The 22,015-nt window shown below is 50.3% G+C and carries 19 protein-coding genes; 13 read left to right on the top strand and 6 right to left on the bottom strand.

What is annotated here, in order from left to right:
- Positions 1-34: 34 nt before the first annotated feature.
- On the bottom strand, positions 35-1,429 hold the full coding sequence (locus NBZ79_RS06350) for a M20 family metallopeptidase (protein ID WP_251936504.1): 1,395 nt from the start codon (positions 1,427-1,429) through the stop codon (positions 35-37).
- A gap of 151 nt (positions 1,430-1,580) precedes the next feature.
- On the opposite strand from NBZ79_RS06350, the gene NBZ79_RS06345 reads away from it, so the two are divergent.
- From NBZ79_RS06345 to NBZ79_RS06320, 6 genes are all read left to right on the top strand, one after another.
- On the top strand, positions 1,581-2,471 hold the full coding sequence (locus NBZ79_RS06345; protein WP_251936501.1) for a LysR substrate-binding domain-containing protein: 891 nt from the start codon (positions 1,581-1,583) through the stop codon (positions 2,469-2,471).
- Between the two features lie 111 nt (positions 2,472-2,582).
- Positions 2,583-3,737 carry an aromatic ring-hydroxylating oxygenase subunit alpha gene (locus NBZ79_RS06340; protein ID WP_251936498.1) on the top strand — a complete coding sequence of 385 codons (1,155 nt, stop codon included), beginning with the start codon at positions 2,583-2,585 and terminating at the stop codon, positions 3,735-3,737.
- A gap of 272 nt (positions 3,738-4,009) precedes the next feature.
- A complete protein-coding gene (locus tag NBZ79_RS06335) occupies positions 4,010-5,845 on the top strand; it encodes a BCCT family transporter (RefSeq protein WP_251936495.1) in 1,836 nt (611 codons plus the stop codon).
- A 141-nt stretch (positions 5,846-5,986) separates the two neighbouring features.
- Positions 5,987-8,401: a GcvT family protein gene (locus tag NBZ79_RS06330; RefSeq protein WP_251936492.1), complete on the top strand. Its 2,415-nt coding sequence runs from the start codon at positions 5,987-5,989 to the stop codon at positions 8,399-8,401.
- A gap of 126 nt (positions 8,402-8,527) precedes the next feature.
- A complete protein-coding gene (locus NBZ79_RS06325; protein WP_251936490.1) occupies positions 8,528-9,304 on the top strand; it encodes an SDR family NAD(P)-dependent oxidoreductase in 777 nt (258 codons plus the stop codon).
- Between the two features lie 38 nt (positions 9,305-9,342).
- Complete coding sequence (locus NBZ79_RS06320; protein WP_251936489.1) at positions 9,343-10,584, top strand: acetyl-CoA C-acetyltransferase; 1,242 nt, start codon at positions 9,343-9,345, stop codon at positions 10,582-10,584.
- Positions 10,585-10,668: 84 nt separating this feature from the next.
- Here the strand turns inward: NBZ79_RS06320 and NBZ79_RS06315 are convergent, their stop codons facing one another.
- The gene (locus NBZ79_RS06315) at positions 10,669-11,556 is read right to left on the bottom strand and encodes a LysR family transcriptional regulator (RefSeq protein ID WP_251936487.1); all 888 of its coding nucleotides are present in this window, start codon (positions 11,554-11,556) and stop codon (positions 10,669-10,671) included.
- Positions 11,557-11,665: 109 nt separating this feature from the next.
- Between NBZ79_RS06315 and NBZ79_RS06310 the strand changes: the two genes are divergently transcribed.
- The 5 genes from NBZ79_RS06310 to yghU all read left to right on the top strand — a co-directional run bounded on the left by NBZ79_RS06310 (position 11,666) and on the right by yghU (position 16,254).
- A complete protein-coding gene (locus tag NBZ79_RS06310; RefSeq protein ID WP_251936485.1) occupies positions 11,666-12,481 on the top strand; it encodes a phytanoyl-CoA dioxygenase family protein in 816 nt (271 codons plus the stop codon).
- 59 nt (positions 12,482-12,540) lie between these two features.
- Positions 12,541-13,518: a TauD/TfdA family dioxygenase gene (locus tag NBZ79_RS06305; protein WP_251936484.1), complete on the top strand. Its 978-nt coding sequence runs from the start codon at positions 12,541-12,543 to the stop codon at positions 13,516-13,518.
- Positions 13,519-13,526: 8 nt separating this feature from the next.
- Positions 13,527-14,375: a TauD/TfdA dioxygenase family protein gene (locus tag NBZ79_RS06300; RefSeq protein ID WP_251936483.1), complete on the top strand. Its 849-nt coding sequence runs from the start codon at positions 13,527-13,529 to the stop codon at positions 14,373-14,375.
- A gap of 176 nt (positions 14,376-14,551) precedes the next feature.
- Complete coding sequence (locus tag NBZ79_RS06295) at positions 14,552-15,247, top strand: SDR family NAD(P)-dependent oxidoreductase (protein ID WP_251936481.1); 696 nt, start codon at positions 14,552-14,554, stop codon at positions 15,245-15,247.
- Positions 15,248-15,381: 134 nt separating this feature from the next.
- The gene (yghU, locus tag NBZ79_RS06290; protein WP_251936479.1) at positions 15,382-16,254 is read left to right on the top strand and encodes a glutathione-dependent disulfide-bond oxidoreductase; all 873 of its coding nucleotides are present in this window, start codon (positions 15,382-15,384) and stop codon (positions 16,252-16,254) included.
- 51 nt (positions 16,255-16,305) lie between these two features.
- Here yghU and NBZ79_RS06285 read toward each other — a convergent pair whose 3' ends face one another.
- The gene (locus tag NBZ79_RS06285; protein ID WP_251936477.1) at positions 16,306-16,635 is read right to left on the bottom strand and encodes an NIPSNAP family protein; all 330 of its coding nucleotides are present in this window, start codon (positions 16,633-16,635) and stop codon (positions 16,306-16,308) included.
- A gap of 218 nt (positions 16,636-16,853) precedes the next feature.
- On the opposite strand from NBZ79_RS06285, the gene acdA reads away from it, so the two are divergent.
- The gene (acdA, locus tag NBZ79_RS06280; protein WP_251936475.1) at positions 16,854-18,056 is read left to right on the top strand and encodes a 3-sulfinopropanoyl-CoA desulfinase; all 1,203 of its coding nucleotides are present in this window, start codon (positions 16,854-16,856) and stop codon (positions 18,054-18,056) included.
- Positions 18,057-18,087: 31 nt separating this feature from the next.
- Here acdA and NBZ79_RS06275 read toward each other — a convergent pair whose 3' ends face one another.
- The 3 genes from NBZ79_RS06275 to NBZ79_RS06265 form a co-directional block, all read right to left on the bottom strand.
- Positions 18,088-19,029: a DMT family transporter gene (locus NBZ79_RS06275; protein WP_251936473.1), complete on the bottom strand. Its 942-nt coding sequence runs from the start codon at positions 19,027-19,029 to the stop codon at positions 18,088-18,090.
- A 138-nt stretch (positions 19,030-19,167) separates the two neighbouring features.
- A complete protein-coding gene (locus tag NBZ79_RS06270; protein ID WP_251936470.1) occupies positions 19,168-20,196 on the bottom strand; it encodes a YeeE/YedE thiosulfate transporter family protein in 1,029 nt (342 codons plus the stop codon).
- Positions 20,197-20,304: 108 nt separating this feature from the next.
- Positions 20,305-21,189: a LysR family transcriptional regulator gene (locus NBZ79_RS06265; protein ID WP_251936469.1), complete on the bottom strand. Its 885-nt coding sequence runs from the start codon at positions 21,187-21,189 to the stop codon at positions 20,305-20,307.
- 147 nt (positions 21,190-21,336) lie between these two features.
- Here NBZ79_RS06265 and NBZ79_RS06260 point away from each other — a divergent pair, with 147 nt between their 5' ends.
- Positions 21,337-21,957 carry a glutathione S-transferase family protein gene (locus NBZ79_RS06260; RefSeq protein WP_251936466.1) on the top strand — a complete coding sequence of 207 codons (621 nt, stop codon included), beginning with the start codon at positions 21,337-21,339 and terminating at the stop codon, positions 21,955-21,957.
- Positions 21,958-22,015: the final 58 nt, after the last annotated feature.

The raw sequence follows: 22,015 nt of genomic DNA, 5'->3' as shown, positions 1-22,015 counted from the left end.
CGACAAATTCGGTGTCGATTGCCGGCATTATATTCTACTTAACCGGCGTATTCCCCTCGCCCATATCCCAAAACAGGCCCGTCATCATCTGCAAGCCTTCGCGCATAATCGGCGCAAGTACATGTTCATTGGGAGCATGCTGAGAGCAGGCAGCATAAGAATGCGGTACCCAAATAGTTGGCATACCGATGACGTCAGAGAAGACATCATTCGGCAGGGATCCCCCGAGGTTTGGTAAAATGACGGGTGCCTTTTTCATGGTTTTTTCAACTGATGCCGATGCCCATTTTACCCAGGGATGATCTGGCAACAAACGGGTAGCCTGCATCATAAAACCATCTTCTTGCTGACCAACGGCGACATCATCAAAACCTTGCTGGTCCAGATGATCACGGATAAGAGATAAAAAAGTATTCGGGTCCCTGTCCACGGTAAATCGAATTTGACACCAGGCTGTGGCACGGGGAGGTACCGCATTGACAACTTTTTCAGGATCTCCGGCTTTCATCGCCAATACTTCGAAACTATTCCACGCAAATACCTGCTCTGCAGGTGTCAGGCCAGGCTCTCCCCACTCTGGATCTACCTCCGGCGCGCCGTCTCCCCCTTCAATCGAGCAGCCGCGAAGAGCCTGCCGAACAGAGGGTGGAATTTCTGCAGGCTTTAGCCCGGCAGGTAAAATCTTGCCTTTTTTATCAACAATGCTCGAAATGGCATTGGCAAGACGGATACTGGCGCTAGAAAGTAATCCGCCCCAGTTTCCCGAATGATGCCCCCCTTCCCTGAGATTTACCGTCAATTCAAAATTTATGGCACCGCGCGTCCCCATAAACAATGTTGGTGCATCAGGTTTCAATCTTGGGCCATCGGATCCAATCAACACATCTGCTGCCAGGGCTTCTCTTTGTGCCTGGCAAAACTCCCGTAGCCCGGCAGAGCCGGTTTCCTCTGAAGTTTCAATGAGAATGCGGGAATTAAACCCGAGAGATCCCCTTGTTTTTAATACATGAGCCAAAGCTGCAATATTGATCGAATGCTGACCCTTATTATCCGCAGTCCCGCGCCCGTACCACCGATCATCCTGCTTTTCCATTTTCCAGGGTGAACGCCCATCGCGCCATTTCCCCTCATGCCCCCTTACTACATCACCATGCCCATATGTCAGGACTGTTGTTAGATCATCCCCTTCGTGGCGATCTGCAATTAACAAGGGACCGCCTAAAGGATCGGGATTTTCATGGAGGGAGGTTTGATACCCCATTTCTTCAAGGCAAGGCCCAATTTCCTCCGTAAGATAAACATATAAAGCGGGCCGTTTATCCGGGTCCTGACTTGTTGAAGGAATAGCAATGCGGCGGGCCAGATCTTCATAGAATTCGCCCTGATCAAAATATTTTTCCACATTGTTGATCGCTATTTCCCTAGTCATTCAGATATTTCCTTCACATAATATTTGCTTGATCATACGTAAGCGTAAAAACTATTTTGTCCAGCTGCTGGCTAGGCTCCCTGAAAATTGACTCGCTTTCAACTACAAAAATATTCACACTCGCCCAAAGCAACTTATTTGTGAGCAGCCAATGGCCCGGCGTTACTATAATCTCCCACCTCTTAATACGTTAGCTTCATTCGAATGTGCTGCACGAAACCTGAGTATCAAGGACGCGGCTCAGGAACTCAATGTTACGCCCGGCGCCGTCAGCCATCAGATCAAAGCACTTGAAGGTGAACTCGGGATTTCCTTGTTTGAACGAAAGCATAGAGGCATAGGATTGACAGAAGATGGCCAACGGCTCCTAGCTTCTCTTCAACGGAGCTTTTCCGATGTTTCAAGCACATTAGCTCATTTGCGGCGGACAAGTTTTGACATTTCAGTAACTATTGCTGCGACAACGGCGGTTTCCTCACTTTGGCTGACACCACGATTATCACGTTTTTGGAAAGAACATGGCGGTATTCCAGTCAATCAGCTTCTTTCTGACCATGCTCCGAAACAAGGCGAACGCGTGGATTTGAGAGTAAAGTACGGCAAGAGTAAGGATACCAGCAAAACCCATCAAAAGCTCTTTAGTGATCATCTTGCACCTATTTGCAGCCCAACTCTGGCGCAAAAACTTGCGGGAACGGACTTGGAAACACTCGCCTCAATGCCACTCATACATAATGAGGCAGATGATGAAAGCTGGACAACGTGGGAAAGCTGGTTTCGGGAGCTAGGTTATACCGGTGATATCGCGGCTGGTATTCACGTCAATAATTACACCATAGCGTTGCAGGCGGCGCAGGATGATGCAGGTATCGTTTTAGGCTGGCAAAGGCTCATTCGGCCCCTACTCGAGCAGAAAAGGCTAATTCCCTTTGGACCCCATGTGTTGGCGGCCCCGCATTCCTTCTATATTATTACTGAAGGCGAAGACATGCTCAGTGACAACACGAAAATCTTAAGAGATTGGTTACTTGAACATATTTGAACTGACGCAAGTTTAGTTTTTTTGATCCCTTGCGGAATTTTACTGATGTTGAACACAGGCATTAATTGACGCAAAATTTCCCATCGCTCAACAAAGATGGGAGCTTCATAGATGACACAGCATTCCTCGATTGATCAGGTCCTGGTGCCCGTAAACAAGGCTAAAGGTCTCCCGAACGAACATTATATCTCGCAGGAAATCTTTGTAGAAGAAAAGCATTCTGTTCTTTTCAAGAATTGGTCCGGAATAGGTTTTGGCGTTGATGTCCCTAATTCCGGTGACGCCAAGCCAATTGACTTCCTCGGAATACCGCTTGTGATTGTTCGAGATCGAGATGGCTCGGTCGGTGTGTTCCAGAACACTTGCCGGCACCGTGGTATGATTTTAATTGATGAGCCAAAAAATATCCGGGGCACGATCCGCTGCCCTTATCATAGCTGGTGTTATAATTTGAATGGTAGCCTGCGTTCGACACCGCATGTCGGCGGCCCCGGAAACAATACACATGAAGATATAGACTGTGATGAACTTGGCCTTGTTCGTATCCGATCTTACATATGGAAAGATGTTGTCTTTGTAAATATTTCCGCCGACGCTCCGGAATTTGAAGAAGCTCACAAAGATCTGCTGGATCGCTGGAAAGAATTTGATCAACCAATGTTTCACGGTGGCAAAACTTCTTCTTTTAAGCTGGAAGTAGAGACAAATTGGAAGTTGGCGGTCGAAAATTATTGCGAGGCTTATCATCTTCCCTGGATACATCCGGGCCTTAACAGTTATTCCAGATTGGAAGATCACTACAATATTGAAGTCCGGGATGCCTATTCAGGTCAGGGTACCTATGTGTACAAACAGCTTAAAGGCGATGATGGCCAGGTATTTCCAGATTTTGACAACCTGAGCGACCAATGGGATGAAGGAGCAGAATATATTGCTGTTTATCCAAATGTCCTTATGGGCATCCATCGGGACCATTTCTACTCCATCTTGCTTGAGCCTGTCCAAATGGACCGAACTGTGGAACATGTGGAAATCTACTATCCCGAAGATTGTCAATCCGATCCTCATTTCGGCGAGCTGCTAACAACCAATGCGCAACAGTGGAAACGAATTTTTGAAGAAGACTTGTTCGTGGTGGAAGGCATGCAAAAAGGCCGCAAAGGCGATTTGTTTGACGGCGGGAAATTCTCCCCGGCCATGGATGGCCCAACCCATAATTTTCACCACTGGGTGGCTTCCCAGATAAAACGGAATCGACGGGAATAGATGATAGCATTTTCTGCAGCAGCCCGAAGGCGCTCGAAGGTATTCAGCTTAATCTAGTCTCCCGAGAATATTAAATAAATCACGGCGAGCAACTGGTCGGTGGTCCAGGTTTTATGAAGGAACAACATGTCGCATTTGGACCAGTGAAAACATACGAAAAATCTAAAATACTATGGTAAAATACATATGGACATTACGCAAAAGAGACACAGAAGCTCATCGCGGTCCAGTAAAACTAGTAAGATTTACTTAGAAAACAGGGGAGAAGTATTATGTCGATAAAACCGCCGTTTACGGATCTGGATATTAATAAATCCGGATCAGGTTTTTATGAAGGGCACAGCGTTGAAATCGCGCTACTGAGCAAGGGCATAATGGTCGCCCTCGTAATATGGGCACTTATGTGGCCCGCAAATGCGAATGGTGTACTTGGTAGCCTCAATTGGAAATTACTCGAAGATTTCAACGTCTTCTATATTATCATTGTCGGTTTTTTTGCTTTCTTCCTCTTAGTTGTCGCAGTTATTCCGCAAACCGGAAAACGTATTATGGGGCCGGCGGGCGAAAAGCCGGAATTTTCAAACTTTTCATGGTTTTCCATGATGTTTGGCGCCGGGCTGGGCGTCGGACTTATGGTATTTGCCACGGCCGAACCCCTGGGTTTATGGGGATCAAATCCAGTAACTGTGGCGGGCACGGTCGCACCGAATACCGAAGCTTCCCTAACCAGTGGTTATCGATATACCTTCCTGCATTACGGTTTTCATGCCTGGGCAATCTATGTCGTTACCGGGCTGTCCCTCGCCTATTATGCCTACACTCGTAATATGCCTCTAACCATCCGCTCTGCTTTGACACCACTGTTCGGCAAGTTCATGAACGGCATATTCGGCCATATCGTAGATGTTCTTGGTGTCGTCGCAACCATTCTTGGCGTTTCCGTTACAATCGGTTTTGGCGTCAGCCAGTTCATCGACGGAATGTATGCGATTACTGGTGCAACCTGGATGATGGACATGACGGGTGACGCACCTGCACCCGGAACAGTCGGGCTAATTGCTGGATTGCTCGTTATCATGGGTCTTTCAATTATTTCAGCCGTTTCTGGTGTTGGGCGGGGTGTGAAATACCTGTCAAACCTTAACCTGGTTCTGTCGATTATTCTATTAATGACATTTATTATATTCGGCTCCTTCCTTTTTGCGATGACCACATATGGCACTGCCCTCGTTGACTATATCCTGCATTTTGTCTCCTTAAGTTTCGGTGCTTATGGACCGCAATCTGCTGACGCTTTTGCAAGTGCGCTGCCTGAAGCTGCGAAGCCTCTTGCGGGAGACTTGATGGCCGGTGCAACCAATGCATGGGGGTCGTTCGACGGATTTAAATCAGGTCTTGAAGGGGCAGCAGCCGCCCTTCCAGAAGAAACTCTGGCAGCTGTTTACGCTGCGGGCAACGATGGGCGCCAGTTCGCTTGGCAAGCCGGTTGGACAACCTTCTACTGGGCTTGGTGGATCGCCTTCTCACCTTTCGTCGGTTTGTTCCTGGCACGTATCTCCAAGGGTCGGAGTGTTCGCGAGTTTATTGTCGGTTGCGTCTTCGCACCGGCGATGGTTTGTTTTGCCTGGATGACAATCCTCGGCGGTACCGCGATTGATCTGGAACTCGCTGGTGGTGCAGAGGGTGCTATTATCGGGGCCTCCAATACAGCTAAACTGTTCGTAACACTCGGTGCCATGATTGATGGTGGTTTCCTGACGGGTATTACCATTATGTGTGTTGTTCTCATCATGACATTCCTAGTGACATCAGCTGACTCCGGTATTCTCGTGATGAACACAATCATGTCAGGCGGTGCCCAGGAAACCGGTATCAAGCACCGGATCGTATGGGGCGTTATCCTCACTTTGGTTATTGGTACGCTTCTGGTTGCCGGTAAAACCAACAGCGGAGCCGATCCTATGGAAGCATTGAAAAGTGCGATGATTATTGGGGCACTGCCCTTTACCATGGTCATGGGTCTGATGTGCCTCTCGCTCATGAAAGCGCTTTATAGAGATGGCGTGCGCGACAAACACGCCGCCACAACAGAGCAGCTGGCAGAATAGTGCCGGTGTGCTGTCGCACTTAAAAGCCTCCTAAAGGGGTCAGCATTTTTATGCTGACCCTATTGAGACCGGGAATTTATTACACCGTTCCCATGTAAGGCGAATATTTATCCCCCTTTAGTATGATTTTTGAGGCCCGCAATGAGATCCCATGCACAGGTCGTTGTTATAGGTGGCGGCGTTATCGGCTGTTCTATCTTGTATCACCTGACGAAACTCGGATGGTCTGATGTCGTCTTGCTGGAACGAGATGAGCTAACTTCCGGTTCCACATGGCACGCTGCAGCCAATATTCACGGCCTGCACGATTCAACCAATATCAGCCGTATTCAGCATTACACAATGAATTTATACAAGCAGCTGGAAACAGAAACCGGGCAAGGATGCGGCGTGTTTCAGCCGGGATCACTGTATCTGGCACAAACCGAAGCGCGGGAACATCAGCTGCGATTGCAGGCGGCGAAGGCAAAATACTATGATATGAACTTTCATGAAGTGACCAGAGCTGAAGCGGAAACTCTTCATCCAATGGTCAATTTTGATGGTGTCCGCTGTATCATGTTTGAACCCGATGGTGGCAATGTTGATCCGTCAGGCGTTACCCAGGCCTATGCAGCCGGCGCGCGACAAAATGGCGCTGAGATTCATCGGTTTACACCGGTAACTGCCACACAGAGCCAGCCAGATGGAAGCTGGATTGTACGAACTGATGCTGGCGACATTAGAACCAGATGGATCGTCAATGCCGCCGGATTATGGGGACGTGAAGTCGCTGAAATGGCAGGCGTCCACCTCCCCTTGCAGCCTACAGAGCATCAGTATTTCGTCACCGAAGCCATTGCCGAGATCGAGAAAATGGACCGACGGCTCCCCTCCGTTGCAGATCGCGATGGGGAATATTATTTACGACAGGAAGGAAATGGGTTGCTTATAGGCGCCTATGAGAAAGACGTACGTTTCTGGGCAGAAGATGGTACACCCAATGACTTTGGTCATGAGTTATTTCCGGATGATCTGGAGCGCATTATGGAGAATGTCATGCGCGCCATGGACCGGGTACCCGCAGCAGCAGATGCTGGTGTCCGGCGTGTTATCAACGGACCAATGATCTGGTCACCTGATTCAAACGCCCTGTTCGGCCCGGTTCCGGAAAAATCCGGATATTTTTGCTGTAACGGAATAATTCCAGGCTTTTCACAATCTGGCGGCTTGGGAATGTTGACAGCCGAATGGATCGTTACGGGCGAATCCCATCTGGATATGTTTGCATGGGACTTGGCCCGCTTCGGTAGCTGGGCCGATAAAAAATTTACCAAGGCACGGGTTGAGGATCAGTACGCCAATCGTTTTGCCATTCATTTCCCCAATGAGGAACGATCGGCAGGCCGGCCGGCACGGGTCAGGCCTGTGTATGAAACTCAAAAAAAACTGGGGGCTGTGTTCGGGCTCAATTACGGGTGGGAGCATCCGCTCTGGTTTGCAGATACGGCTGGAGAAAAAGATACAAATGGTTTTACCCGACAAAACTGGTTTGAGCCCGTTGGCCGGGAATGCCGCATGCTGCGTGATAAGGCCGGCATCATAGATATATCGAATTTTGCCAAATATAACGTTAAGGGTATCGGCGCAGAGGACTGGCTCAACAGCCTTTTTGCCAATATGATGCCGAAAGCGGTTGGCCGCTCCTGCCTGACACCTCTCATTGGCATACGTGGTGGTATCGCCGGTGATTTCACTGTCACACGCTTGGCGGAAGATGAATTCCTTGTGGTTGGTTCAGGAATGGCCGAGCGCTATCACAAGCGGTTCTTTGATGCAGTTCCCCTCCCCCAGAATACAGAGTTTCAAAGTTGGACAGAGGCTTGGTGTGGTTTCAATGTGGCTGGACCCCGCTCGCGGGATATTCTAAAGCGCCTGACAAATGCCGACCTGTCAACCGGCGCTTTTCCGTTCATGCGCTCTCAGCAAATCGAACTCGCGGGGATACAATTGATCGCCATTCGTGTTTCCTTTACCGGAGATCTGGGTTGGGAATTGCACTGTAAAACCGCAGACCAGGAAGCCTTGTATACCGCCCTCTTGGAAGCAGGTACAGAATATGACGCTGGACCTGTTGGCAGCCGCGCCCTGATGTCGCTCCGGATCGAAAAAGGATATGGCAGCTGGAGTCGGGAATATTCCCCAGAATATTGGCCGCAGGAAGTGGGCCTGGATCGCCTGATAAAGACGGATAAAATGTTCCTGAACAAGGATGCATATGTGAAATTGAAAGATAACCCACCACGTGAGCTGCTATGTATCATGGAAATTTACGCCGATACTGCGGACGCCACAGGTGGCGAGCCGATATTTTTGACGGATGGCACACCGATTGGCCGGGTATCGTCCGGCGCCTATGGATATTCAGTAGAGAAGTCCTTGGCTTTGGGCTTTATAAAAACCGAGCAGGCTAATCCGGGAACCGAGTTGGCTGTCTATATTCTAGGTCAACCTCACAAGGCGAAAATCCTCGAGGAACCTCCCTTCGATCCCTCAGGTCTGAAGTTGAGGGCTTGAAAGCAACTGTCCTGGAATAGTTAATACCCACAAAGAAAGGCTAGATTGCCAGCAATAAGCTCTATATAAAAATAATGACATTTTCTCTCGACTTAAAAAACAAACAAGAATGGAGATGAAGCGAAGATGGATCTCAATGGAAAAACGGCCGTTATAACAGGCGGCGCCTCGGGGCTTGGCGCCGCAACGGCACGAAAACTTGCCGCAGCAGGCGTCAAAGTCGGTATTTTTGACCTCAATGAAGAACTTGGGAATGCCATTGCCAGTGAAATTGGCGGTGCCTTTGCCAAAGTCGATGTCACGTCTGAAGAAGACGTGGATACAGGCTTCGCCTCGATCCGATCAGCATTGGGCCAGGAAAGTATTTTGGTCAATTGCGCAGGAACCGGCAACGCTGTTAAAACCGCCAGCCGCGACCGGGAAACCGGCGAGATCAAGCATTTTCCGCTAGACCGGTTTGAATTGATCATTCAAATCAACCTGATCGGTACGTTCCGCTGTATCGCTAAATCTGCTGCGGGCATGATGACCCTTGAACCCACTGACGGGGAGCGGGGCGTGATTATCAATACCGCCTCAGTTGCTGCTGAAGATGGCCAGGTTGGTCAGGCATCTTATTCTGCCTCAAAAGGCGGTGTTATTGGCATGACCCTGCCCATCGCCCGCGATCTGGCGCAAGAGCTTATTCGCGTCAATACCATTCTCCCCGGCTTGTTTGACACGCCACTATTGCAAGGGGCTCCGGATCACGTCAAGGCGGCGCTGGCTGCGCAGGTTCCTAACCCGTCCCGACTGGGTAAGCCGGAGGAATATGCTTCCCTCGCTGTCCAGATGTGTGAAAACGCCTATTTTAACGGCGAGGATGTCCGCCTGGACGGAGCAATCCGCATGGCGCCGAGATAGATAAAAAAATAACACCACAAAGAATGGGAATTTAAGAAATGACCGACGCATATATTATCGACACCTGCCGTACACCACGCGGCATTGGCAAAGTGGGTAAAGGCAGCCTGGCCCACCTGCATCCACAATATCTCGGTGCCACAGTGCTCAAAGCCCTGGCTGAACGAAATGACTTCAATACGGCAGAAGTCGACGACATAATCTGGGGAACCTCCACGCAAACAGGCAAGCAATCAAGTGATCTTGGTCGCATGGCTGCGTTGACAGCAGGATACGACCAAAAATCTTCTGGTACGACCTTGGACCGGTTCTGCGGATCCGGCATTACAACCGTCAATATGGCGGCGGCGCAGATCATGTCCGGCATGGAAGATCTGGTCATTGCTGGCGGTACTGAGATGATGAGCTATACCGCATCCGTCGGAAATCCCGAAGTATTGCCCATGTTGGATCAAGGCAATATGAAACTGCGCGAAATGCATCCGCAGTCCCAGCAAGGGGTTTGCGCCGATGCCATTGCCACTTTGGAAGGCATCGACCGTAAGGCCGTTGATGAGCTTGCCGTCGAAAGCCAGACCCGGGCGGACCGCGCCATTCGTGAAGGACGGTTTAATAAATCTGTCATTACCGTCAAGAATGAGGACGGCTCCGTCGCCCTGGACAGGGAAGAGTTTCCCCGCCCCGGCACAACCATGGAGTCCCTAGCCGGATTGAAAACCGTTTTCAGCATGTGGCGGGATATCCCAGTAGATGAGAACGGGGAAACCTTCGGAACGCTAATTCAGCGACAGTATCCTCAGATTAAGGAGTTTGATCATGTGCATCATGCCGGAAATTCCTCTGGTGTGGTCGATGGTGCGGCTGCCTTGCTTCTGGCCTCACGGGAATACGCGCAAAAGAATAATTTGAAACCACGTGCCCGGATCGTTGCCACGGCCAATATGGGCGACTGCCCTACACTGATGCTCAACGCTCCAGTTCCGGCGGCGAAAAAGGCTCTGGCTAAAGCAAATTTGACACCCAATGACATAGACCTTTGGGAAATCAACGAAGCTTTCGCTGTTGTCGCGGAGAAATTCATTCGCGATTTGAAACTGGACCGGGACAAGGTCAATGTAAATGGCGGCGCCATGGCACTGGGCCATCCCATCGGTGCCACGGGCTCTATTTTAATCAGCACCTTGCTTGACGAATTGGAACGTCAGGATAAAAAACGGGGTCTTGTTACCATGTGTGCAGCAGGCGGAATGGCCCCGGCTATTATTATCGAACGGCTCTAGGCATACAAAAACACATAGCACATAACATTGACCACGGGTTTTTAGTTCCATGAACCCGTGGTTTTTGTATCCATCCTAACATTTCTACTCCGCAGTTTCGCTTACCTGTCCCGCAATCTCGATCGTTTTCTGAATCAATGGTGAATTATTGGCCGTTGCGAAAATGCTGTAAAAAGGAATGGGGGGGAGCGCCGGTTTTGTTTTCAAAATCCGCATGCGATCTAACTGCACATCTTCCGAATAATAGTTCACAGGCAGTAAGGACACCCCGAGGCCCGATCGAACCAGCCCGGCACTAACTTCCATGGAGTTTGTTCGATCCTGCTTCTGCGGTTGGGCGTCATGCGCCCGAAACCAGTTTTCCTGAAGATCCGACAAAATGGAGTTCGGCCCCAGGGAAATAAGCGGCCAATCCTCCAGATCCTTGGGGGTCAGCTCCCGCTGTCGCACCTCCAGTTTAGGGGATGCCATAAACGCAAATCTGATCTTGCCTAAAGGGATCGCCTCTATGCCTTTCGCAAAGTCACCGTCGCCGGGAACAATACCCAGGTCAGTATCACCGCTCACTGTTTTTTCTCGAATATCACCGGCCAGCCCTACTTCCAGCTCAATATCAATGTTCGGAAAAAGATGGCTGAGCTTTGCCACCAGATCAGGCAGCCATGTCAGGGCAACAAGCTCCGCCGCACCGATTTTTATGGATCCGGTCATAGTCTCCGGGCTGGCAACCTTTGCCTTGAGGGCGGTCACTTCGGCATGAATATTTGTTGCATATTCCAACAATTCTACGCCGCTTCTGGTCAGTTTTACCTGCCTTTTCGTACGATCCAGGAATTGAACACCCAGTTCATTTTCCAGCTCGGATATCCGCATGGAGATGGTGGATTGCGTGGTGTTCAATTTACGCGCAGCCTTGGTAAAGGATCCTAATGCGACAACCCAGCGAAAGGTTTCCAATTGTTGTAGGTTCATCAAATTTTCCGATCGTGATCATCATATTTAATCATTTCCTATGATACTATACTTCCTCTAATATATAGAAATAAAGAATAATCGACCTTGAAAATAGAAGGATCTAGCCATGATGGAACGTCCCTTTCGCGAGATTACACAAGAAGAAATTGCCGCTTTTCATACAGATGGCATCGTCTTTCTGAAGGGTTTTTTCAACATGGATTGGGTTGAAAAACTCCGTGAGCAAGCGGAGATAGACCTGGCGTCACCGGGGCGCTTGCACCAGGAACTTACACAGGGTGAAAATGGTGGGCGCTTCTTTTTCGATACGTTTTTATGGACCTTTAACGAGGGCTTCAAAGAATTCGTCATGTCATCACCCGCAGCGGAAATAGCCGGGCAGATGATGAAGGCTGATAAAATAAATGTCTTCTTTGACCAGCTTCTGATCAAGGAGCCGGGTACGTCAGAACGCACACCGTGGCATCAGGATTTACCCTATTGGCCGGTGGATGGCGAGCAAGTATGCACCCTATGGCTTGCTCTTGACCCAGTAGATGCAGAAACCGGTGCTGTAGAATATGTCAAAGGCTCGCATTTATGGGGGCAGGGTTATAAACCTCCGGCGTTTGCCGGCGATGACAAATACAAACTGCCGCTGCCGCCGGTTCCGGATATTGAAGCACAACGGGATGATTTGGACATCGCGCAGTTTGAATTCGAACCCGGCGACTGTACCATTCATCACGGCAAGCTGGTGCATGGGGCGCCAGGTAATGCGCGGGCTGACTTAAGACGACGTGCCTATGTTACCAGATGGGCTGGAGACGACGCAATTTACACGCCGGACCCAGAGAAACAAGAGATGATGTGGGACCCGGAAATTGAAGCAGGTGGCCCGCTTGATAGCGATTTATGGCCAATAATCTGGCAACGGTCGTGATGTTCGATGTTTAGGGTCTCCGGTTTGACCCTGACCCGGGATGCGGATAGGGTTTATAGATGAATAATCACGATAGGATAGACGTCAATATTGAAGGCCCCACTGCCTGGACTACAGGCAGTCTTGGCTCTGTGGGAGGGGTTTTTGGTATTTCCGACGCTTGCTACAAAGAAATCCAAAAGCTGGCGACGTTTCTGGAAGAGAATCCCCTACCCGTAACCAGTCTTAATTCAGCAGAATTTGATTTGCCCCATTGCCGGGCAATCATGCAGGAAGTTAAGGGTGAGCTGGAGAAAGGATGTGGGTTTGCCCTCATCGACCGACTACCGCTCGAATACATGCCACCGGAAATTGCCATTTCCATATATTGGGTCCTGATGGGGATGATCGGCAGAGCCGTTGCCCAGAAATGGGACGGCAAGATGGTCTATGGCGTGGCAGATTCCACAGGCAAGCAACCAGGCAACGGCATCCGCGCCGATGTAACCAACGCAGAGCAGAATTTTCATACTGATAACTCCTATAATATTTGCCCGCCAGATCATGTTACGCTGCTTTGTCTGCATCCGGCCCGCGACGGCGGTATTAGTCGCGTAGTCAGTCTCAATACTGCCCATAACCGATTGCGGGAATCCCACCCGGAGTTGTTGGAGCGGCTATATGAACCCTTTTATTTTGACCGACAACGGGAACATGGACCCGAAGATCGGAAAATCATCAATCGCCCTATTTTTTCCGTCTCCAACGGACGCTTAAAATCCCGCTTGTCTGCCTCTCTTGTGCGGCAAGGGTATGAGCTGGCGGAAAAACCGCTAGACGTAAAAGGACAGGAGGCCATCGCAGCGCTATATGAAATCCTCGACGATCCAGACCTGTACCGCGAGTTTTTTTTTAAACCAGGTCAGATACAAATCGTCGATAACCGTATGCTGGCCCATAAAAGAACCCAATTTTCCGACTGGCCGGAGCCGGAACGCAAGCGTCGGCTCATCCGGCTGTGGCTTCGTCAAGACGGTAGAACGTTTTATAACGGATAATCACCGCGATGGTTCGCTTACAGAAATTGACCGGGTTTATGGGCGCAGAGATTGAAGGTGCCGATTTGCGTCAGCCAATCTCCGCAAAGCTTCATACTTTCCTTCATCTAGCTTTGCGGGACCATCAAGTGGTTATCCTTCGGGATCAGACCCTGAATTGCGATCAACATAAACATTTCACGGAAGTTTTCGGACCTCTGATGAAATTACCCTATGTCGAACCTCTGGATGAAGATGAATATATTATCGCAGTCCTGAAAGAAGCTGAAGAACAAGGGACCGGAGTATTCGGTGGAGAATGGCATTCAGATTTCAGTTTTCTTGAAAATCCGCCTGCGGGTTCCGTTCTCTACGCCCATGACGTCCCGGATGTGGGAGGAGATACGGTCTGGGCCAACCAAGTGGCCGCCTATGCCAGCCTGCCTCCTGACTTGAAAGAGTTTGTCACCGGCCGGCAGGCCATTCACGTCGGCGCACCTTATGGGGTGCTGCACGCCCCGCCTGAAGAGGCACAAGCAAATACTTCCATTCGCATGGTTCGAAATGACCCCAGCGCGGACCGTGAAACCCGGCATCCCGCTGTTCTGACCGATCCGGATACGGACCGAAAATCGCTTTTTCTCAACCCCATTTATACAAAACGATTTGAAGATTTAAGCGCATCGGATAGCCAGCCTATCCTTCAGGAAATCTACAGACATGCAACGCGTCCTGACTTTTCGTACCGGCATCACTGGCGCGTCGGCGACGTTGTTATCTGGAACAATCGAACTTGCCTTCATTACGCAACAAATGACTACGATGGTAATCGCCGGTTGCTACATCGAACGACTTTCACAGGGCCTTCACCAATCTAGTTGCGAGACCTTACATCAGCTGTAATTAAACCCGCTCAGGCAGAGGCGTTATGCGCGGAATGTGAACTGCGACACAAAATGGTTCATTATTTCGACAATTGGCGAAAGATCATGTGACAATATAAAGGGCATGCCTATATTAACTAACGGGGCGCGAACAGCAGGAGACAATTAGAATGGGGACTGCCATTATTATTGGCGCGGGCGAGGGCCTTTCCGCGTCCTTAGCGCGTAAACTACATCTTCGTGGACATACTATTGTTCTGGCCGCCCGCAATATCGAAAAACTTGACGATTTGCAAAAGGAAACGAACGCATTTTTGGTTGCTTGCGATGCCGCTGACACCAATGACATGGAAAAAGTCTTTGCCGCCGCCGATGCCCTGGGTGAGCCGCTTGACATAGCCGTATATAATCCGTCAGCCCGGGTTCGAGGCGGCATTACAGAGCTCGATCCCGAGGCCGTAAAATCCGCCATTCTGATCACCAGCTATGGAGCGTTCCTAATGGCCCAGCAAGCGGCAAAGCGCATGATACCACAAGCAAACGGCGCAATCTTGCTCACAGGCGCATCAGCCGGCGTCAAGGGATATCCAAACTCCTCCACCTTCGCAATGGGCAAATTTGCATTGCGTGGATTGGCCCAGAGCCTTGCCCGGGAGCTTCACCCACAAGGCATCCATATTGGTCATTTCGTTATTGATGGCGGTATCCGCAGTACGGCACGACCAGAGCGTATTGACGCCCCGGACAATCCAGATTCCATGCTTGATCCTGAAGCCATTGCAGACAGTTACTTGCATCTCCTCGACCAACCGCGTTCAAGCTGGTCTTGGGAAATGGAAGTACGTCCCTGGGTGGAAACATTCTGAGCCTTCCCTTTCCTCTTCTTCACAAACAACACATGAAAGCGGCAAACCTTGTTTAATTTACTGCCGTTGACATCTATATTGCATAACCAACACGACAGTGATCGAACACTGAAGTACCACAGGAGAATAAAAAAATGACAGAGTCCTCATCATATGTCCCGCCAAAAGTCTGGAAATGGGAAAGTGAAAATGGTGGCCAGTTTGCCAAAATCAATCGGCCAATCGCCGGTCATACTCACGAAAAGGAACTGCCTGTCGGAAAACATCCCATGCAACTTCACTCGCTCGGGACACCCAATGGGGTCAAGGTGACCATTATGCTGGAAGAGCTTTTAGCCCTGGGATTTGAAGGCGCCGAGTATAATGCCTTTATCATCAACATCGGCGAAGGGGATCAATTCGGAAGTGGATTTGTTGAAATCAATCCGAACTCAAAAATTCCTGCGCTTCTTGACCGTAGTACCGAGCCGCCGACCCGGGTGTTTGAATCCGGTGCTATCTTGCTCTATCTCGCCGAAAAATTCGGAGCGCTTTTACCTTCAGATCCAGCTCACCGGGCGGAATGCCTTTCCTGGCTCTTCTGGCAAATGGGGAGTGCACCATATTTAGGTGGCGGCTTTGGCCATTTCTATGCCTACGCCCCCCATAAAATCGAATACGCCATCGATCGCTTTGCTATGGAAGTGAAACGGCAGTTGGATGTTCTCGATCGTCATTTGGCCGACAACCAGTATATGTGCGGGGATGAATACACCATTGCCGATATTGCTATCTGGCCCTGGTATGGCCTGTTGGTCGCCGGCAAAGCCTATAGCGCCGGTGAATTTCTGGATACTAAATCTTACAAGCACGTAAATCGCTGGATGAAACAGATTGGTGAACGTGAAGCTGTGAAAAGAGGCCGTATCGTCAATAAATCAACTGGCGAACCCCATGAACAATTGCGCGAACGGCATGATGCCAGCGATTTTGACACAAAGACACAAGACAAAATCAGCGACAGTTAATTTTTTGGCGCAATATCTAATGTCATCGAGACTATGGATATTGCGCCTTTTTTAACCCGCTGGAGGGCAGTCGTAAAATTCAACCGGGGTCATGAGCTTGTTTTCCTGACTTACCAAGGCACCAAGCTCCCCACTCCGTTTTACATATGCCAGCCATTCCGCATCCGCCCAAAGTGTCGCACGCTTGGTTTCGCGATCACCTGCATCCTTGAACATCCAAATATGCACATACTCGTTGATATTTCCGGTCTCGGTTTTCAAAAAAGCCAGCGGTTGCCCTAAAATTCTGGATTGCGGCGCTTTTCCATATTGTTCATACAAGGCCAAGCAAGCGTTCAGTTTTCCGGGTTTTGTCACATAAGTTCGAACATCAAGTAGCATCAGGGCTTCTTTCTTTTTCTGTCATAAAATTCATCAAAACCCAGCACCGCTGCGTTTGCACCATGCTGTGATTTCTGTTTTCGCAGCATGGACGTTATCCCCTTCAGAGTTGGAGTTTCAAGCCCAAACTATCGCCGCTGGAAAAGGAATGATTTTCATCTGGTCTTCATTCAGGTAAAATAAACAAAATCATACAATGAATAAGAAAGTCCTGAACAATGACCCTACCCTCCAACGCCCAATTGGACTTGCAACTGGCCGCCCGCGACCTCGCGCAGGCGGAAATCCTCCCAGCTGCAGCACAAACGGATAAAACAGAGCAATATCCCTGGGACAATGTTGAGAAACTGACCCAGGCTGGGTTTATGGGCATGACTATCCCGAAGGAATATGGCGGACGCGGCCTCAGCTACTATGATGCCGTACTAGTGATTGAGGAAATGGCAAAAGTCTGCGGCGTTACCGGGCGGATCGTGGTGGAGGCCAATATGGGCGCCATCGGTGCCGTCATGAAATACGGATCAAACACCCAAAAAGAACTTGCGGCAAAACATGTGCTCGCAGGGGACAAACCCGCCATCTGTATCACGGAGCCCAATGCCGGTAGTGCCGCCACGGAAATGACCACAACCGCCACTAAGAAAGACGGCCGCTATGTGATCAATGGCAAAAAACATTGGATCACCGGTGGCGGCGTTTCCAAGATGCATCTGATCTTCGCCCGGGTCATGGAAAATGGTGTTTCTCAAGGTATTGCCGGATTTCTCGCCGTGCGTGACGAGACAGAAGGATTGATCATCGGCAAACGCGAACCTGCCATGGGACTGCGTGGCATTCCCGAAACCGAAGTTATTTTTGAGAATATGGAGGTTGATGAGGGAATGGCTGTCATCCCGCCTGAAGGATTGAAACGCGGTTTTGCCGGGTTGATGACTGCCTATAACGGCCAACGCATTGGTGCCGCGACTGTTGCCCTCGGTATCGGTCAAGGATCCTATGAAGTCGCTCTTGACTATGCCAAATCACGGCATCAGTTTGGCCGTCCTATCGCGGAGTTCCAGGGCCTGCAATGGAAACTGGCGGATATGTCCATTGGGTTGGAAGCCTCTCGTGCCTTGATCCATAACGCCGCAGCCGGTGCTGGTGACGGCTTCCCAGATATGCGAGCTGCGGCACAAGCCAAGGTTATGGCCTCCGAAACCGCGATCAAGGTCACCAACGAAGCCCTGCAAATCCACGGGGCCATGGGATATTCCCGCAACCTGCCACTGGAGCGCATGGCCCGCGATGCCCGTATGTTCACCATCGGCGGCGGTACAGCGGAAATCCTGCGCACCCAAATCGCCGGCTCCATCCTCGGTATGAAAACCCCTCAGAATCGCGATGGCTATGTAAATTATTCCCGAGAAGCAGCAGAGTAAGCAGGAGAATTCCTACTCCGGTCGACACTAATCAACGGGGATTGGTCAAACCCGGCGTTCGTGCATTGCGCAAGCTTGGCAGGCTCGAGATAATAATACCGGGGGTCAGGATCATCAGGCTGATTACACCCAGCCATGTTGGCGTTTCGCCAAGAAAAATATAAGCCAGAAACGCACCAACTCCCGGCACGCCGGACATCAAGGCCGCCGTCACCGATGGGCCAACATTGCGCACGGCAACGGAAATGAGAACAAGACCAATAATATTGGGCACGATTCCCTGATATCCCATCTGAAACCAGAGATGATCCATGGGTGTTTCACTGATTCCGGAGGGAAGAAACAAAAAATATATGGGTAAAAACATGATGGCGTTGAGGACCGATCCACAGAGCCAGATCTGTGTCACGGACAGGTGCCAGACCCGGTTAAGGATCATGTAGACGGCAAATAGACTACCGGCGGCGACAAACAAAAGATCTCCGAACCAGGTTGTGGAAACATCAAATCCAGCAATACCGAAGGCGGCAAAGCTTGCGCCAATGATAATCAGGATTGCACCCAGAATATGCTGTGATGTGGGCTTCTCCCGGAACATGATATAGCCCAGCACCATGATCAAGGTGGGCAGCATTCCGTTCATAAACACCGCCCCATGAGCCGCAGGGGCATCATGAAAGGCGCTGAAGATGATCAAGGAATAGGGCAATCCGATCACCGCCGTTGTCACCCAAAGCTGCTGAAATGTCATATGACGCCAAGGCTTGGCATAGAGCACGAATGGCAAAGCAAACAGGCTAGCAATGCCGAAACGAAAAGCCAGCAAGTCATAGACAGTCAGGGTCGATTGTACACCAGCGCGGCTGGTCACTAACCATCCCGACCAGATAACAACAATGGTCGAAGCTGCTAAAAGGCCGAGCCAGGGCCGCGCAGGTTGCGTGTTTTCAGTTTCTTTTTTTTCTTTGGACATGCAGCAAACCCGACCGGGTTCTCCTGATTGAAATATGGGGCAAAAGCTATGGCGGGAACCCGCTGCTTTTGTTTGACAATAAACATTTTATGACCGGCGTAAATGGTTAGTTGACCAGAATGTGTTCACCGACACTGACTATTTGTCATCAATGGCGCAGATATCATTCCCACAATCGATAACCGGGATGCCCCGTCCCAGCAGACGCATTAATGTCAGGGTAAGTGCAATGCCAATCATCATTGCAACAAAAGCCGGCAAAGCATGAGGCGATAGCGATGGCAAGCCTTGAAACATCAGCACGTCATTCCCACCGGGGATAAAGCCTGCGCCTGCACCCATCAACACCCCGCCAAACAAATAGTTCAGCCATTGGCGATTGGGAGCAAGAACCAAGCGAAACCGGTGGCCTTGCCAGGCTGATAGAAACACACCAACCACCAGCGCCACAAACAACAGCCAGTAAATGACCGCTGGCATCGCCGCACCGGTTACTGCATTACGCGCAGTATGGCCCAAGACATATGTATATGGCCAGGCCCCCACAAGGACATAGAGGATGGCATTGCTCACCCCCATCAATAATGCCGCGGTCGATAGTCGATAATGGCTAGCCGTCACCTTGTTTTTCCATCCTGAAGGACTGAAGCTACGCCTCAACTTTGCCAACTCCCAGAGCATCCATAAAGACAATGCGATGGCCAGCGGCATGTGCCATCGGGTCAAAAGCGACATCCCGGTTTGAGTGTCCACGGCCAAGGATGAAAAGGGGCCCATAGGTATCAATTCAAGCAACGCAGCGCCCACTACAAACCCGACGAGCGAGAGCAGCACCCCAATATTGCCGCCACCAAGCCGGGTCAAAGTAGAGAACGCACATCCACCATTTATGGTCGCCCCTACTCCAAAGAGCAATCCTCCAACCAAGGTCAAAAGGGAAAGTTCCTTGCCCACAGTCATCATGACGTCCACTGGTACAAACAAGGTGATCAAAAGTGTCGCGCCCATCACCCACAGGGACGATTTCACAAAGCTGGCAAGCATAAAGCCACGCCGGGTGGTCAGCAATTCTTCAACGGCCCGGACAGAGCACAGGCTGGCGCGATGCGCAGAGAATCCGATTAATCCTGCCAATCCAATGCAGACGATGCTGATCCAAAGTATCATTTCCACCTCATATACCAGATGCTAACCGAGCGAGTACCAGCTTTCTTATGGCACATATACAAGGCGCTAAGAAACCCGTCATGATCACATCTTCACACTTGCCATAATTTACGCCCGAAAAGCCTCAGCCAGATGATTGATCAATGCTCGAATACGCGCTGTCAGATGCCGTCCCGGCGGATAAACGGCATATAAGGTAATTACCGTTGCCTCCTCTGCTTCGAACAGGACTTGCAGCGTACCGTCTTCCAAAAACGGCTTTACCGCATAATGCGGACATATGCCAATACCGGCACCATCAACAGCCATATGGGCAATTGCCCGCGGTGAGTTCGCATGAAATGGGCCATCTACTGGAAAGGACACTATCTCTCCATCAACGCGAAATTTCCAGTTATATGGATCAGCAGAGGTCAGCTGTATCAGGCAATTATGGGTTTCCAACGCACTTGGATGCCTGGGCTCACCATACTCCGACAAATACTTGGGTGAAGCGATAACCACAAGTCGCATATCCATCAGCTTGCGGGCCATGAGGCTGGAATCTTTCAAAGCGCCGAAGCGGATGGCCAGATCAAATCCCTCTTCAATGATGGCGACATGTTGATCGGACAGGCGAATATCAAAAGTGACCTTGGAATGCGCTTTTTGAAACGGATGTAAAGCCGCCACGAGTTCGCGGCTGCCAAATCCTGTCGGAGCCGTGATACGAATGGGTCCAGCCAGTTCAGATTGCCGCTCCTGCACCAATCCTTCCAGTTCGTCGAACTGATCCAGCAAGGGCAGGCAGCGTTCTAGATAAGCTGTCCCTGTATCCGTCAGAGTAACAGTTCGAGTTGTCCGGTTAAACAGCTGGGCACCCAGATGCTCCTCCAACTGACGCACATATTTGCTGGCTAATTTAGTACTAATGCCCAGTTGACCGGCTCCGCCGGTAAAGGATCTCTGGCCCGCAACAGCAACAAAAGTTCGCATGCCGTCGATTGTATCCATGGCAATCCTGTCTCCTGCCAATTAATTATCTTCATTATGTACATAATATATCCCACAAAAGGTGTATTATCAACGATACAGGCGAATGCTATGTAAGGTTCATCAACAAAACTACATCTCTTGAACATCTCTCGGAAGGTCACCCTCATGTCAAACGCCGTTAAAATCTACAGCTTCCCCCTCTCCGGCCACGCCCATCGCATCGAGCTTTTCGTCAGTCTAGCCGGCATTGCCCATGACGTTATTCTTGTAGACTTGGCTGCCGGAGAGCATAAACAGCCCCCGTTCCTGGCATTGAATCCAGCTGGTCAAGTACCGGTGATCAAGGATGGTGACACGGTGGTGTCTGATTCCAATGCCATTTTGGTTTATTTATCTCGGAAATATGCTCCCTCTTACTTGCCGGCAGATCCAAAACTGGAAGCGGAAGTTCAGAAATTCCTGACATTGGCAGCCGGTGAACTGGCTTTTGGCCCCGCCGCCGCCCGATTGATCACCGTATTTGGTGCCCCGCTTGACGCAGACTTTACCCAAACCGTTGCCGCACGGGTTTTGGCCAAGTTGGAAGTGCATATGGAAGGACGTGATTTCCTTGTCGGAGACGCGCCAACAATCGCTGATATTGCCATTTACAGCTATACAGCCCATGCACCAGAAGGCAATGTGTCACTGGAGCCCTACCCGAATGTCCGTCGCCTGCTGGCAAATATACAGGCACTTGATGGTTTTGTTCCTATGCCTGCCTCCAAGGCCGGCCTTGTTGCATAAGGCAATCACACGAACGTGGTGATCATGTTTCCGCGACGCCCCCCGCACTGCACAGGAA

This window comes from Sneathiella marina (genome assembly GCF_023746535.1).
GTDB lineage: Bacteria > Pseudomonadota > Alphaproteobacteria > Sneathiellales > Sneathiellaceae > Sneathiella > Sneathiella marina.
The sequence above is the reverse complement of the archived record's forward strand: the minus strand, read 5'-3'. Positions and strand labels throughout refer to the sequence as shown.